At 38.8% G+C, this 14,725-nt stretch carries 9 protein-coding genes; all 9 read left to right on the top strand.

Annotation, left to right across the window (positions count from 1 at the left end):
- The first annotated feature begins 162 nt into the window (after positions 1–162).
- The 9 genes from BKM63_RS16615 (at position 163) to BKM63_RS16655 (ending at position 14,724) form a co-directional block, all read left to right on the top strand.
- Complete coding sequence (locus BKM63_RS16615) at positions 163–921, top strand: hypothetical protein (protein WP_071637702.1); 759 nt, start codon at positions 163–165, stop codon at positions 919–921.
- A 172-nt stretch (positions 922–1,093) separates the two neighbouring features.
- Positions 1,094–4,315, top strand: a complete 3,222-nt coding sequence (locus BKM63_RS16620) for a SusC/RagA family TonB-linked outer membrane protein (RefSeq protein ID WP_242661168.1) — start codon at positions 1,094–1,096, stop codon at positions 4,313–4,315.
- A gap of 24 nt (positions 4,316–4,339) precedes the next feature.
- On the top strand, positions 4,340–6,229 hold the full coding sequence (locus tag BKM63_RS16625; RefSeq protein WP_071637704.1) for a RagB/SusD family nutrient uptake outer membrane protein: 1,890 nt from the start codon (positions 4,340–4,342) through the stop codon (positions 6,227–6,229).
- Between the two features lie 18 nt (positions 6,230–6,247).
- A complete protein-coding gene (locus BKM63_RS16630; RefSeq protein ID WP_071637705.1) occupies positions 6,248–7,897 on the top strand; it encodes a DUF5123 domain-containing protein in 1,650 nt (549 codons plus the stop codon).
- Positions 7,898–8,058: 161 nt separating this feature from the next.
- Positions 8,059–9,702, top strand: coding sequence for a glycoside hydrolase family 43 protein (locus BKM63_RS16635; protein ID WP_071637706.1), 1,644 nt, complete (start codon positions 8,059–8,061; stop codon positions 9,700–9,702).
- A gap of 6 nt (positions 9,703–9,708) precedes the next feature.
- Positions 9,709–10,917: a glycoside hydrolase family 88/105 protein gene (locus BKM63_RS16640; protein ID WP_071637707.1), complete on the top strand. Its 1,209-nt coding sequence runs from the start codon at positions 9,709–9,711 to the stop codon at positions 10,915–10,917.
- A gap of 21 nt (positions 10,918–10,938) precedes the next feature.
- Positions 10,939–12,636, top strand: coding sequence for a glycoside hydrolase family 28 protein (locus BKM63_RS16645; protein ID WP_071637708.1), 1,698 nt, complete (start codon positions 10,939–10,941; stop codon positions 12,634–12,636).
- 50 nt (positions 12,637–12,686) lie between these two features.
- Positions 12,687–13,682, top strand: coding sequence for a pectinesterase family protein (locus tag BKM63_RS16650; RefSeq protein ID WP_083572266.1), 996 nt, complete (start codon positions 12,687–12,689; stop codon positions 13,680–13,682).
- Between the two features lie 46 nt (positions 13,683–13,728).
- Positions 13,729–14,724: an alpha/beta hydrolase gene (locus tag BKM63_RS16655; RefSeq protein WP_242661169.1), complete on the top strand. Its 996-nt coding sequence runs from the start codon at positions 13,729–13,731 to the stop codon at positions 14,722–14,724.
- The last annotated feature ends 1 nt before the right edge of the window (position 14,725 follow it).

Consider the following 14,725-nt stretch of genomic DNA (forward strand, 5'->3'; position numbering starts at 1 on the left):
TAGTTTTGCTTCATAATCTTAACTTAATTAACTAACTATCTAAAACCAAAATTATGAACCAAACCAAAAACCTTACTCAATTAACAATACCCATAGCGAAACTATTTTTTAGCCGCGGCAGATGCGAAAAGTTGAATTCTTCATTTTTAAAATAAATACGATATGAAGAAAATTATCAGCATACTCCTCGCATTGGGGGCGGTACTTTTTGTAGTGGCTTCCTGTTCTAATGATGATCTTAAATACGACAGTTACACCGTAAAATCATTAGATTATCAATTAAATGGCGCGCCTTGGAACCTGAACGTCGGAATCTCGACAAGACCTCTTTTTATCTATAAAGACGATGGAAATTACTTTGCAAACTATAGTTCGCTGTATCCTTTTTCTTTAGAGAGCGGCAAATACAAATTAGTAGCAAGTGATGTGCCGGAGCAGATGATTCCTATGCCAGTCAATTTAAACGAACTGATTGTTCCTCAGCCGGCATTGGCAAACCAGCATGTAAACTTATCAGATGCCGTGCCGTATGCATCTCCGTTTGAAGAACCGGTTACGCTGAATATTATCACGAGGACCGGAACGCTGCGTTTGAAGTCATCAGATATTACAGCAGACAAAAGTTATACAACCATTAAAACAACAGTTTCTGTAAAAAGAAGCGGTTACAAGGTTTCTGACGGAACGTATGTAAAGGAAGACATGTTTGTTACCAGAAGCAAAGCAACAGCAAACGGGGGAATTAATTATACAGATGATTTTGTTCTGTTTCAAACCGGTGAAGAGGCTAATAACGTTCGGGTTAAAATAGAATGTTTAGACCAGAATATGCAGGTTGTAAAAACTAAAGAATTAGAAGGAACTTTTCCAATAGAAGGCAGTAAAGTAACTGATGTCAGTTTCCTTTTAAACGAGCTTTAGTACCTCTTTTACAAAAAAAATACTCAGACAATTAACAAAATATCTTAGCAGTCATTTATGGATTTGTAACTCTTACAAATGAAGTAATCATGATGAATATCGTCATTGAAAACTTTTACAGTAAGTATTAAATCCAAAACCGTGGCTGGTTACATAAAAAAATATTCTAGTTATGATGATAAAAAAATACATCTGGAGCATTTTAGCTGTCTTGTTTTTGACCTATAGTGCCAATGCTCAGAAACGTGTAACTGTAACAGGTTCCGTTAGGGATAATATGGGGCTCATTCCCGGAGCGACAATTTTGGTTAAAAATGAAAACACAAATACCGTTACTGATTTTGATGGTAAATTCAGCATTCCGGTAACCGATCCCGAAACCGCCGTATTAATAGTTAAATTTATTGGTATGAATGATGAAACCGTAGCCTTAAAAGGACGAACATCCGGAGTTACGGTTCAAATGAAAGAATCTAACAGCGAGCTAAACGAAGTCGTGATTATTGGTTACGGTACGCAAAAACGTAAAAACTTAACCGGAGCAATTGCGAGTATAAAAGGAACAGAACTGGCAAAAGTACCAACTGCAAATGTGGCCGAAGCTTTAACAGGAAGGCTTCCGGGAGTTCAGGTTACTACTGTAGATGGTTCTCCGGGATCAGAAGTAAAAATTAGAATTCGTGGAGGAGGTTCTATTACCGAGGATAATTCTCCTTTGATTTTAGTTGATGGTTTTGAGGTCGCAAATCTAAATGATATCCCGCCGACAGATATCGAATCTGTAGAAGTTTTAAAAGACGCGGCTTCAACGGCTGTTTACGGTGCCAGAGGTGCTAACGGAGTAATTATTGTTACTACTAAAGTGCCAAAAGCAGGAAAAGTTTCAGTAAACATTCACAATTATACGCAGATTAAAACGCTTGCCAATCATTTAGATGTAATGGATCCGTATGAATATGTAATGCTGCAGTACGAAAATGCGCGTAAGAGCAGTTCTAATCCTACGGGATTTTATAATATGTACGGTAAAGCCAGCGAATTGTACATTTATAAAGCAAACAAAGGTACAGATTGGCAGGATGAAATTTTTGGAAGTAACCCAATTGCAAGATATACAGACATTAACGTAAATGGCGGAAGTGAAAAAACGAAATTCAAATTCACCTTTGTAAATCAGGATCAGCCGGGAGCATTGGTGGGAACAGGATTACGCCAGAATTATGTTTACTTAATCCTGAATTCTAAGTTAACAGATAATCTTACGTTTGAGTACCAAACCCGTTTAACCAATCGTACCATAGATGGTTCGGGTACAGATGGTGTAAGTCTGCTTAGAGCTTTGCGTGAAGCACCAACTGCAGGTCTTGAAGACTATATGACATTACCAGTTGATAACACGTACTTTGATCCGGAAGATTATGAAGTAAAACCGCGTTTTAATCCAATTGAAGAAGCAGAAAAAAATTACCGTAAACGCACTACAAGAATTTTTAATACAACCGGAGCCTTAACCTGGACAATTAAAAAAGGATTAACACTGCGTTCTTCTTTTGGTTATGAATATAAATATGATGAAGACGGTCGCTTTTATGGAACAGATACTCGTGTCGCCACAGATAATAATAATCTGCCGGTAGTATACTGGTCAATGACGCAGTCGCCTCGCTGGCAGTTGAATAACGTATTAAACTACGGATTCAAACTAAAAGAGCGTCACGATTTTCAGTTAATGATCGGGCAGGAAATAAAAGATCAGGAAAGTTCGGCTAAATTTTACCGCACCCGCTATTTTCCTGATGACATTTCGGGTTCAAAAGCTTTAGATAATCTGGCATTGGGAACCCCTTTTGATAACGGTTCACTGGCTGAATCTCCAAATAGAATAGCATCATTTTTTGGAAGAGCCAATTACGGTTATGATGATCGTTACCTGTTTACGTTTACCGTTCGTACAGACGGTTCTACAAAATTTGGTCCAGACAATAGATGGGGTGTTTTTCCTGCTGGTGCTTTTGCATGGAGGGTTTCTAATGAAAGTTTCTTAAAAGATAATGAAACGATTTCTAATCTAAAACTTCGTTTGAGTTATGGAGCTTCTGGTAATGACAGAATAAAAGCAGATTTATATGCAAAATATTACGGTGTTTCCAGAGATCGTTCTGTAGGATGGGGAGAAGAAAATCAGTATTACTATAATTTTTACAACAGCCAGTATCTTAATAATCCAAATGTAAAATGGGAAACAACTTATACGGCAAATGCCGGTATTGACTTTGGTTTCTTTAAAGAAAGATTAACCGGAACTCTTGATTTCTATTATAATAAAGTAAAAGATTTATTAGTGCCTTCTGATATTGCTTCGGTTTCCGGTTTTACAAAAATGATGACCAATGTTGGACAAACTTCTAACAAAGGTGTCGAATTGGCTCTTAACGGAAGTGTTATTAAGAAAAAAGACTTTCAGGTTGATTTGACTTTTAATATCGGTTACAACAAAAACAAAATTGACAAACTGTCCAGCGGCGAGCAGGAATGGATTTTGAGTTCTGGCTGGGCAGGAACACAATTATTAAATGATGATGATTACCGTGCTTATGTAGGCGGAACAAAAGGTTTGATTTATGGTTTTGTAAACGATGGGTTTTATACCATGGATGATTTTGAATCGTTTGATGCCGTGACCAGAACCTGGAAACTAAAAGAAGGCGTAGCCAACTCCAAAAATCTTTCAGGCGAACCAGTTCCCGGAAATGCTAAGTTCAAAAAGCTGACTCCTGTTGACCCTTCTGACCCAAACAGCTATGTAGTGGGTGATAAGGACAGAAAAGTTATTGGGGATACAAATCCTGATTTTTCTGGCGGATTTGGTGTAAATGCGGTTTATAAAAATTTTGATTTAACAGCCTTTTTCAACTTTATGTATGGTTTTGATGTGTACAATGCCAATAAGATCATGATGACTTCTTTCTACCAAAACAATCAAAACAATTTTGGTATGGAAGTAGGACTGGATAAACGCTGGAGAAATTATGATGATATGGGTAACGATCTTCGTTATTCGCCGGATATGCTGGCCAAACAAAACGAAAATGCCACTATGTGGAATCCGGTAAGTATTGGCCGTCCTATAGCAATGTCGTATGCGGTTGAAGATGGTTCTTTCTTAAGATTAAATACATTGAGTATTGGCTACACGATTCCAAAACAACAAAGTAAAGCAATAGGATTAAGCAGAGTAAGATTATACGCTACAGGAAGCAATTTATTTGTTTGGACAAACTATTCAGGATACGATCCGGATGTAAATCTGGAAACCGGACTTACACCTAATATTGATTACAATGCTTATCCAAGAACACGTAATTACGCTTTTGGTGTACAGCTTTCATTTTAATTAAACGAATTAAATCACATAGAGATGAATAAAAAGATATTATTTAGTTTTCTGCTAATTTTTGCGCTGTCTTTTACAGCCTGCGAAGAATATCTGGATGTACAGCCTGGATCAGGCTTTACCGAAGCAGAAGTTTTTAGAACAGAAAAAGACATACAATCTGCAGTGGCAGGAGTGTATACGCTTATGCTTGCCGAAGATGCCTATTCTAACAGAGTTGCTTTTGTTTTCAATATGAATACAGATGTAGAAATGTCTGGTGTTGCGACAAGTACGGTAAACGGAAACGGATCTGACATTGCCTGTTATGACCCTAAACCGTACTGGACAACCTTAAATTCTACCTGGAACGCCATGTACAAAATCATTAATGCGGCAAATGATGTAATCGAAGGAATTGAAGGCTCAGATTTATACAAAGCAGACAGCAAATCAGGCCCGTCTAATATAATGCAGATGTATGGAGAAGTGAAAACGCTTCGTGCGATGGTGTATTTAGATATAATTCGTATTTGGGGCGATGTGGTTTTTAGAACAAAATCTTCAACCGGAGATGAAAATTTTGCTGTAGGAGTAACCGATAGAAATAAAATTCTTGAATTTTTAATTGATGACTTAAAAACAGTTGAGCCTTTCATGAAAAATGCAAGCGAACTGGATTATGGAGTAGAACGCGCTTCAAGAAGTTTTAACCAAAGTTTGATTGGTTTACTGGCTTTAACACGCGGAGGCTGGACACTGCGTCCTGACGAAGGAAATCCGGCAAGCATCGGCCACATGGAAAGAGGCACAAATCATGAACAGTATTATGATATCGCTATTCAATACCTGGATAAAGTAATTCAGGGAAGGCAGCACGATTTAAAACTGAGTTTCAGCGAGTTTTGGGTAAAACAAAACAACTGGGAAAGTCCGGTAAATGACGATGTGATTTTTTCAATTCCAATGTTAAAGAACTCATCTGGAGAATATGGCTACTTTGTTGGAATTCCAATTCTTGAAGGAACGCATCCTTATGGAGGCGCATCCGGAACTTTAAGCTTATGCGGCGAATACCTTTATTCATTTGATAATAAAGATTTGCGACGAGATATTACATGTGCACCGCTTTCCTACGATCAAAACCTAAATCAGTTAATTCGTTTGGATTTAGCTCGTTTAGCAGTTGGAAAATGGTCAAAATTATCCATGAAAGATCCGTTAGGAAGCACCAGTGCCAAAGGAACCGGTGTAAATTATTCCTGGATGCGATTTGCAGATGTTTTATTAATGTATGCCGAAGCAGTAAACGAACGTTTTGGTCCGCGAGAAGATGCTCAGGAATGTTTAAGACGCGTGCGCCGAAGAGCTTTTGCGCAATCAGAATGGGCGGTTAAAGTAGATAACTATGTAATGTCGAAATCGTCGCCGGATGCCTTTTTTAAAGCCATTATGGACGAACGCAAATGGGAATTTGGAGGAGAAAGCAAACGTAAATTCGATTTGGCAAGATGGAACAAATTCAGCGAAGTAATCTACAATCAGTATTATAAATTACTCAACTGGGGCCGTGTTGCAAACGGTGCTTATGTACCGGGCATAGATCTGGTTCCGGGAAGCATTTACTATAAAAATATTCCGGATCCGGCTAATTCAGGCAGAACAATTCTAGACATAAAAGGTATCGACGAAATCCTTCAGGCGCGTCCGGCTGGTTATACAGAACTGCCTTTTGCCGTAAGCTGGTATGCATTAAACAATGAAACTTTAAGTTACGAACCAAGAAACGATATCAAATGGAGCTTTAGAGGATTTATAAACTACAATAATGCGTCGTCAGTATCTCCAACAGATCCATTGCGTTATTTATGTCCTTATCCGTCAAAAGTAATCACAGATCATCGAGGAGCCATTCAAAATCATTATGGTTTTTAATTTTAAATCAAGTACAGTATGAAAAATTTTAAAATACTAGTTTCTATTTTATCCTTTATAGGCTTAATTGTCTGTGGTGAAATGTTAATATCTTGTGAGTCAGACGAATTTAAATACAAAGCTGAGCAAGATTTATTTCAGCCCAAATTTGTGCTTCAGGCTCCATTGGTAAAAAGTAATTCTATTGCTGTTGTCTGGTACAAAGTAAACGATGCCGTTTCCTACACCGTAGAACTGCATTTAGACAACTATTACAAAAGTTTGTACAAAAGCTATACAACTACAGATACACAGCTTTTAATGGATGATATTCCGTATAAAACACAGTTCTACATAAGATTACGATCAAACAGCAGTTCAAGCGGACATAATTCACAATGGGCGTATACAAACGCTTTAACAGAAGACCGACCTGCATTTGACGCGATATTACAGCCTATAGAAAAAGTAAATATTACCGAAACAGATGTAACGGTAAGATGGACTGTTTCTTCAAAAAATCCGGTTGACAGTATTTCTATTGAACCGGCGCAGTCTGCCGAAATCGCAGCTATTGGCCGTAAATTAACTCCTGAAGAAATGAGTCAGGGAGAAGCCAAAGTCGAAGGATTAGAAAAAAATACTTTGTACAATGTCAATATTTTCGATAATAACAAACCAAGACGATATGACAAGCCGTACAATCAGGTTTCTTTCCGTTCTGCCGGGCCATCAGCAGCTACTATTATTGTAACCAAAGGAATGGATTTAGACGCCTTGCTGCGCAACAATAACGACGACCCAACCGTTCCCGAAGGAACAGAATATTTCCTGGAAGCAGGTTCATTATTTAAAATTACACCATTTACCATTTCGAAAGGATTTAAACTAACGGGAGGAACGCAGGGAGAACGCCCTCAAATTGAAATGAACGGAAACTGGAATATTTCCGAGGGATCGTACCTTTCTTCTCTGGCTTTCGAAAATATCCGATTCTACCAGACTATAGATGCCGGCTATTTCTTTAACAGCGGTACTGCATGGCGCATAGAAAAAATTACTTTCTATAACTGTGTTTTCAATTATTTCAAACGTGGTTTCTGGAGACATCAGGGTAACGGAAAATATAAAGAAATAGGAGAATTGGATATGAGCTACTGTACGTTTGATCAGGTAGGAGGACACACAGGCCCTTACGGAACATTTGCCTTTGGTTCTGCCGGAGCAGATAATGTAAAAAGAGCCGTTTTCTCGAATTGTACTTTTATGAGAGATTACTATCAAACCACAGATAAAAACAGAAACTTTAAAAACTTATTCGATTACGGCACATCGGCTTATCCTATTTATTTAGAGTATCAAAACATTACGATTTACGATTATGCTTACAACAGATCGCTTATAAATATCCCTGCCGCAGTAGGATCTACTTTAGTCTTTAAAAATGTATTGTTAGCATCTGCCACCGGAAAAGTGATTCAGGCAATAGCCGCAAATACGCCAACGACATACGGCAACAATTACACTACGACAGATTATCTGCTGGGAGCGGCAGGCATTCAGGGAGTTGAATTAGGCATCAGCGCACAAAATTTATTTGTTGATCCTGCAAACGGAAATTTGATGATTAAAAATTCAAATTCTCCAATTGTTACAAATAGAGTGGGAGACACCAGATGGCTTCCATAAGAATTGGTTAATTGTTTAAGTTCAGTACAGAAGTATCCTTGTGGTTGGGATACTTCAATGTACTGTTAGTAAATCCTCAAAATTAAAATGAACTAAACTTTAAAATACCACAGAATTAAAGCTGTGGTATTTTATATATGAATATTAAAATCAATTAAAAAATGAAATTCAAACAATTACTGCTTTCGCTAAGCTTGCTATGGTACTCCGGAGCAGAAGCCCAAGGCTGGAATGCTGATTTAGGAAACGGAAAATATAAGAACCCTATTTTACATGTAGATTATTCAGATCCTGATGTATGTGCAGGTAAAGATGGGTATTATATGACTGCTTCCAGTTTTAATAGTATTCCCGGGCTTCCTATTCTTCATTCTAAAGACCTGGTAAATTGGGAATTGGTTGGATATGCATTACAAAATCAATTTCCTGTAGAACATTACCGTACCGTTCGTCACGGCGATGGTGTCTGGGCGCCGTCTATTCGCTATCATAACGGGGAATATTTTATTTACTGGGGCGATCCTGATTTCGGAATTTATATGGTTAAAACCAAAGATCCTGCGGGAACTTGGGAAAATCCCGTATTGGTAAAAGAAGCCAAAGGAATTATAGATACCTGTCCATTTTGGGATGAAGACGGAAAAGCGTATTTGTCGTATGCCTTTGCAGGAAGCCGTGCCAATGTAAAAACGGTTCTCATGTTATCTGAACTTGCTTTAGATGGTACTAAACTAATAGGAAATCCTGCATTGGTTTTTGACGGACACAACGGTCACACAACCGTTGAAGGCTCTAAAATGTACAAACGCGACGGTTTTTACTGGATTATGGCTCCAGCCGGAGGTGTAAAACCGGGATGGCAGTTAGCTATGCGTTCTAAAAATGTCTGGGGACCTTATGAATCTAAAGTGGTGCTTCATCAGGGAAATACCGTAATGAACGGCCCTCATCAGGGCGGTTACATCGAAACGCCTAATGGCGACGGATGGTTCATACATTTTCAGGACCGCTGGGCATACGGACGTGTGGTGAACCTGCAGCCAGTTACGTGGAAAGACAACTGGCCAATTATGGGCGTAGATCCTGATAAAGACGGAATTGGAGAACCTGTACTGGAATGGACAAAACCAAACGTAGGAAAAACGTATCCTGCAACTCCTTTGATTTCTTCGGATGAGTTTAACACGCACCAATTCGGGCTGCAATGGCAGTGGCAGGCCAATCAGGATCCGGGTAAACACTGGGGCTGGTCATCGGCAAATTTGGGTTTTATGCGTTTAAACTGCGTTCCGCGCGATGAAAATTCGAAAAGCATGTGGATGATGCCCAACCTATTACTGCAAAAATTTCCAGGTGCCAATTTTACAGCAACTGCAAAACTTACGTTCGAAAAAAATCCTGATGCCGGAGTCAGCAACTCAGGTTTGATTGTATTTGGCGAAGACTATGCCTATATCGCAATTGAACAGGATAAAACCGGAAACCTGATTTTGGTACAGCGATTAATGAAAAATGCCCGAACATCTAAAGAAGGCGAAAAAGAAATTGCATCAGTCTCAATTAGTAAAAAAGAAGTACAGCTTCGCGCCAAAGTAGAAATGATCCAGAACAAAGAACCATTTGATGCGCGGATAACTTTTTACTACAGCATTGACGGAAAAACGTTTAAAAAATTAGGTGATTCATTCAAGCCGGTTGCGGGACGATGGGTTGGGGCTAAAATTGGTCTTTTTGCTTCGGGAACTAAAGCTGTAAATGACAGCAGTTACGCCGATTATGATTGGTTTAGGGTAGAAGAAAATTAAGAAGTTATGACTCATAAAATAACATATTGCGCACTTGTTTTATTGGCTTGTTTTGTTTCGTTTGGACAATCCAAATTAGATCGAACACCAATGGAATGGGCAGAAAAAATGGCCGATTCGGATCAAAAACGGGTTCCGAATCCGGTGTTTCTGGATGGAGTAAAATTCCCAAAATGGAATTATACCAACGGTTTAGTAACGCTGGCCAATCAAAAATTATACGATTATAACAAAGAACAAAAATATTACGATTACGGACTTTCATACGCAGAACAGCTTATTGATAAAGAAGGAAAAATTGGCGGCGGTTATGAACTCGAAAAGTACAGTCTCGATCTAGTCAATTCAGGTAAAATTCTTTTTGAGATTTACAGAAAAACGGGCGATATGAGATATAAAACTGCCATAGACATGCTGCACAAACAATTAGAAACACACCCCAGAAATTCTGACGGCGGTTATTGGCACAAAAAAAGTTATCCGTGGCAGATGTGGCTCGATGGCATTTATATGGCTGATCCTTTTTCTGCCCAATACGGATTTGTTTTTAATGATTCAAAAGCAATTGACGATGCCATTTTGCAGGCAGAACTTATTCAAAAACACACTTACGACCCTAAAACCGGCCTTAATTTTCATGGTTATGATGAAAAACGAGCGCAATTCTGGGCCAATAAAAATACCGGAACTTCTGCGCATGTATGGGGGCGTGCGCAGGGCTGGTACTGCATGGCATTGGTAGATATCCTGGACTATGTTCCCGAAAATCATCCCAAAAGAAAAGATTTAATAAAGATGCTGCAAAAGGTTTATCAGGCCGTTCTAAAAGCACAGGATTCTAAAACAGGAGTATGGCAGCAGGTAATGGATCAGCCGGATCGAAAAGGCAATTATTTAGAATCTACCTGTTCCACCATGTTTGTGTATTCGTTTGCCAAAGCCTATAGCAAAGGTTACGTCGATAAAAAGTTTCTTAAATCGGCAGAAATTGGTTTTAAAGGAATTCAAAAACAATTCATAAAAGAAAATCCCGATGGAACCATTTCGATAACCAAATGCTGCGCCGTGGCCGGATTAGGAGGGAAAAATCCTCAGGATCGCGACGGTTCATTTGAATACTATATTTCAGAACCCATTAGAGAAGATGATGCAAAAGCCGTTGGTCCTTTTATTATGGCAGGAATCGAACTGCAGCTGGTTTTAGACAAAAAATAACGTATCAAATTACAATTGATTATGATAAAAATTAAAACAACCATTCTTATTGCAGCAACTGTATTTACGGCAATTTCCTGCAGTAACAATAAAGGAATTACGGCTAAAAACGGATCTTCACAAAAAAGAAATGTTTCCCAAATGGAACTTCCGTTTAAAATGCCCGAAATACAAATTCCGAAGTTCAAAACAGATACATTGAACATTGTTGATTTTGGAGCAGTTCCAAATACCGAAGAACTTTGCACAACAGCCATAAATACGGCTATCAGCAAATGTTCTGAGTCGGGCGGCGGCGTTGTCGTTATTCCTCAGGGTTTGTGGACAACAGGCCCTATAAAAATGAAAAGCAATGTTAATCTTCATACCCAAAACGGCGCTTACATTTCGTTTACGGCCGATTTAAAACAATACCAGCTCATAGAATCTTATTTTGAAGGAAATAAAGTAATTCGCTGCGAATCTCCTATTATGGGCGTTGATCTGGTAAATATTGCCATTACAGGTCAGGGAATTTTTGACGGAAACGGCTCAAACTGGAGACCCGTTAAAATTGGAAAAATGACGGCTAATCAATGGAGCGAACTGGTTAATTCCGGGGGTGTTTTGTCTAAAGACCGTAAAATCTGGTATCCGTCGCAAGGTGCTTACACAGGTAATGAAGAACGCGAAAAGCTGCCTAAAACACCCACTACTGCAAATATGGAACCTTATAAACAGGCGCTTCGTCCGGTAATGGTGAGTTTTGTTAATTGCAAAAAACTGCTTTTAGACGGCGTTACTTTTCAAAATTCTCCGGCGTGGAACGTCAATCCGTTAATGTGCGAACATCTTACCCTGCGCAACTTAACCATTCGCAATCCGTGGTATTCTCAAAACGGCGACGGTCTGGACCTGGAATCCTGCCGAATCGGACAGGTAACCAACTGTCGTTTTGATGTAGGAGACGATGCAATTTGTATCAAATCCGGAAAAGACAAAGAAGGCAGAGACCGCGGCAAACCAACCGAATTGTTTGTCATTACAGACTGCGTGGTCTATCATGCGCATGGCGGTTTTGTTATTGGCAGCGAAATGTCTGGCGGCGTACGCGATATATTCGTTAAAAACCTCACATTTAACGGTACAGACTGTGGTCTTAGGTTTAAATCGGTTCGGGGCAGAGGCGGTGTAGTTGAGAATATTTGGATGGAAGACATTCGCATGAACAATATCCCGACAGATGCTATCAATTTCAACCTGTATTATTTTGGAAAATCACTTTCTGAAGATAAACTGACAGGCGAGGTAACCGTTGTAAAAGAAACTGTTTCTGAGTCCACTCCGGTATTCAAAAATATGTACTTCAAAAATATTTACGTAAACGGGGCTGCACAAGCCTTAAAAATTATGGGAATTCCCGAAATGCCGGTTGAAAACATTCAATTTCAAAATATGATTATCCGCTCAGATGTGGGAATCCAGATGAACTACGCCAGCAAAATCGATTTTAAAAACCTTGATTTAAGACTAGACAAACCCGGAATTGCAGTTAGTTTTTCGAACAGTCAAAATGTAACTATTGAGAAAGTTACAGCTGTTGGCGAAAACCAGATGTTTTGGGTAGGAGGCGCCTCAACAAAAGATATTTCATTGAAAACCAATGGTAAAAAAATGACTTTTGATAAAGACATTAAGGTTTTAGAATCCATTAAAGATGAGGTTAAATTAATCGAATAACAATTATTAAAAGTTTCAGGTTTCATGTTTCAAGTTATAAAATTAAAAGTATGATTTTCAATTTTTTAATAGCGTCTGTTTTTTGTATAAACTGCTCTATTGGGTCTGTTTCAAAAGAAATTCAGGATAAAAATTCTGTCAAAAATGATTATGATATTGTGGTAGATGCAAACGGTACAGGCAATTACACCACAGTTCAGGCCGCGCTAAATTCAGTTGCCTTGTCCAAAACAACCGAAACTAAAATTTTCATTAAAAACGGTATTTACAAAGAAAAACTGGAAGTAGTTTTAAATCAAAACAATGTGACGTTAATAGGAGAAAGCAAAGAAAAAGTACTGCTTACGTACGATGATTATGCGTCAAAATCAAATGGGGCAGGCGGTACGATAGGAACTTCGGGATCTGCCAGTTTTATTATTACCGGAAATGATTTTAAAGCTCGAAATATTACTTTCGAAAATTCATCTGGCCCGGTTGGTCAGGCGGTAGCAGTAAGGATTGACGGTGATAAAGTTGTTTTTGAGAATTGCAGTTTCTTAGGTTTTCAGGATACGCTTTATCCGAGAGACGACACCAGCAGGCAATACTATAAAAATTGTTATATCGAAGGAACAACCGATTTTATTTTTGGAGGATCAACAGTTGTTTTTGATCAATGTGAAATATTTGCGAAGAAAGGCGGCTCGTACATAACCGCAGCCAATACGCCTCAGTCTAATGCGTATGGATTTGTTTTTCTAAACTGCAAATTGACCACAAATTCCGGTGACAGCAGTTATTATTTAGGAAGACCGTGGCGCAATTATGCCCGAACTGTTTTTTTAAAATGCGAAATGGGACCGCACATAAAACCCGCAGGATGGCACAATTGGGGCAAACCCGAAGCCGAAAGCACCACTTTTTATGCCGAATATTTATCTACAGGAATCGGTGGCAATACGAGCGCGCGCGTAAAGTGGTCGCATCAATTATCATCGGAACAATTTAAAAAAGACTACGCAGTTAAGACCGTTTTGAGAGGTTGGAAACCGGTTTTAAAATGATCTGTTTTTAAATCATATAAATCATAATAAGTTAAAGATAAGCACAATGAAATTTCAAAACAAAAATCTTAGCGCAGCAATTATGGGGATTTGTATGATTTTCTTTCAAAACATAAATGCCCAGTATTTAAAAGGCATTACAAATGTCAGGGACACTTCGTTTACCAATGCGAGTGCTTTTAGGAAAACGCTCAAATATTTTCCTAATTGTGCTTTAGTTCCCAAAATGCATTTCGAAAATGTAATTCAGAAACCAAACGTAACCTATTGCAGTTATGGAAAACGAAAAATGAAACTTGACGTTTTTTACGATCAGAATTCCAAAAAGAAACAAACAGCGATTATCATTATTCATGGCGGCGGCTGGCGTTCCGGCAGTAAAGAACAGCATCATCAAATGGCGCAAAAACTGGCAAGTCTGGGATACGTGTGTTTTACGCCAGAATACCGTCTTTCAACCGAAGCACTTTTTCCCGCTGCGATTTATGATCTCAAAGCATGCATTCGCTGGGTAAGAGAAAATGCAGCCAAATACAATATCAATCCGGATCAGCTGACCGCTCTCGGATTTTCGGCAGGAGGAGAATTAGCAGCTTTTATGGGCACGACAGCAAATATGCCGCTTTTTGAAGGCGTTGTTACCCATTCAAATTCAAAATCTCAGGTCAATGCCGTAATTGATATCGACGGGACGCTCTCATTTGTGCATCCCGAAAGCAGTGAAGGCAACGACAGCAAAAATATTTCGGCAGGAACCTATTGGTTTGGATATTCAAAAAATGAAAATCCTAAACTTTGGGAAACCGCTTCTCCTCTCAGCTATGTGAATGCCTCAACGCCGCCCACATTATTCATCAATAGCTCAATTGCCAGAATGCATGCCGGACGCGACGATTACCGAAAGATTTTAACTGAAAACGGAATCTATTCTGAAGTTCATGAGTTCGAAAATTCACCTCATACTTTTTGCCTTTTTAATCCGTGGTTTGAGCCCACAATTCAATACATAGACAATTTCTTAACTAAAATATACCGTAAATAAT

It is taken from the genome of Flavobacterium johnsoniae (assembly GCF_001879205.1).
Classification (GTDB): Bacteria; Bacteroidota; Bacteroidia; order Flavobacteriales; family Flavobacteriaceae; genus Flavobacterium; species Flavobacterium johnsoniae_A.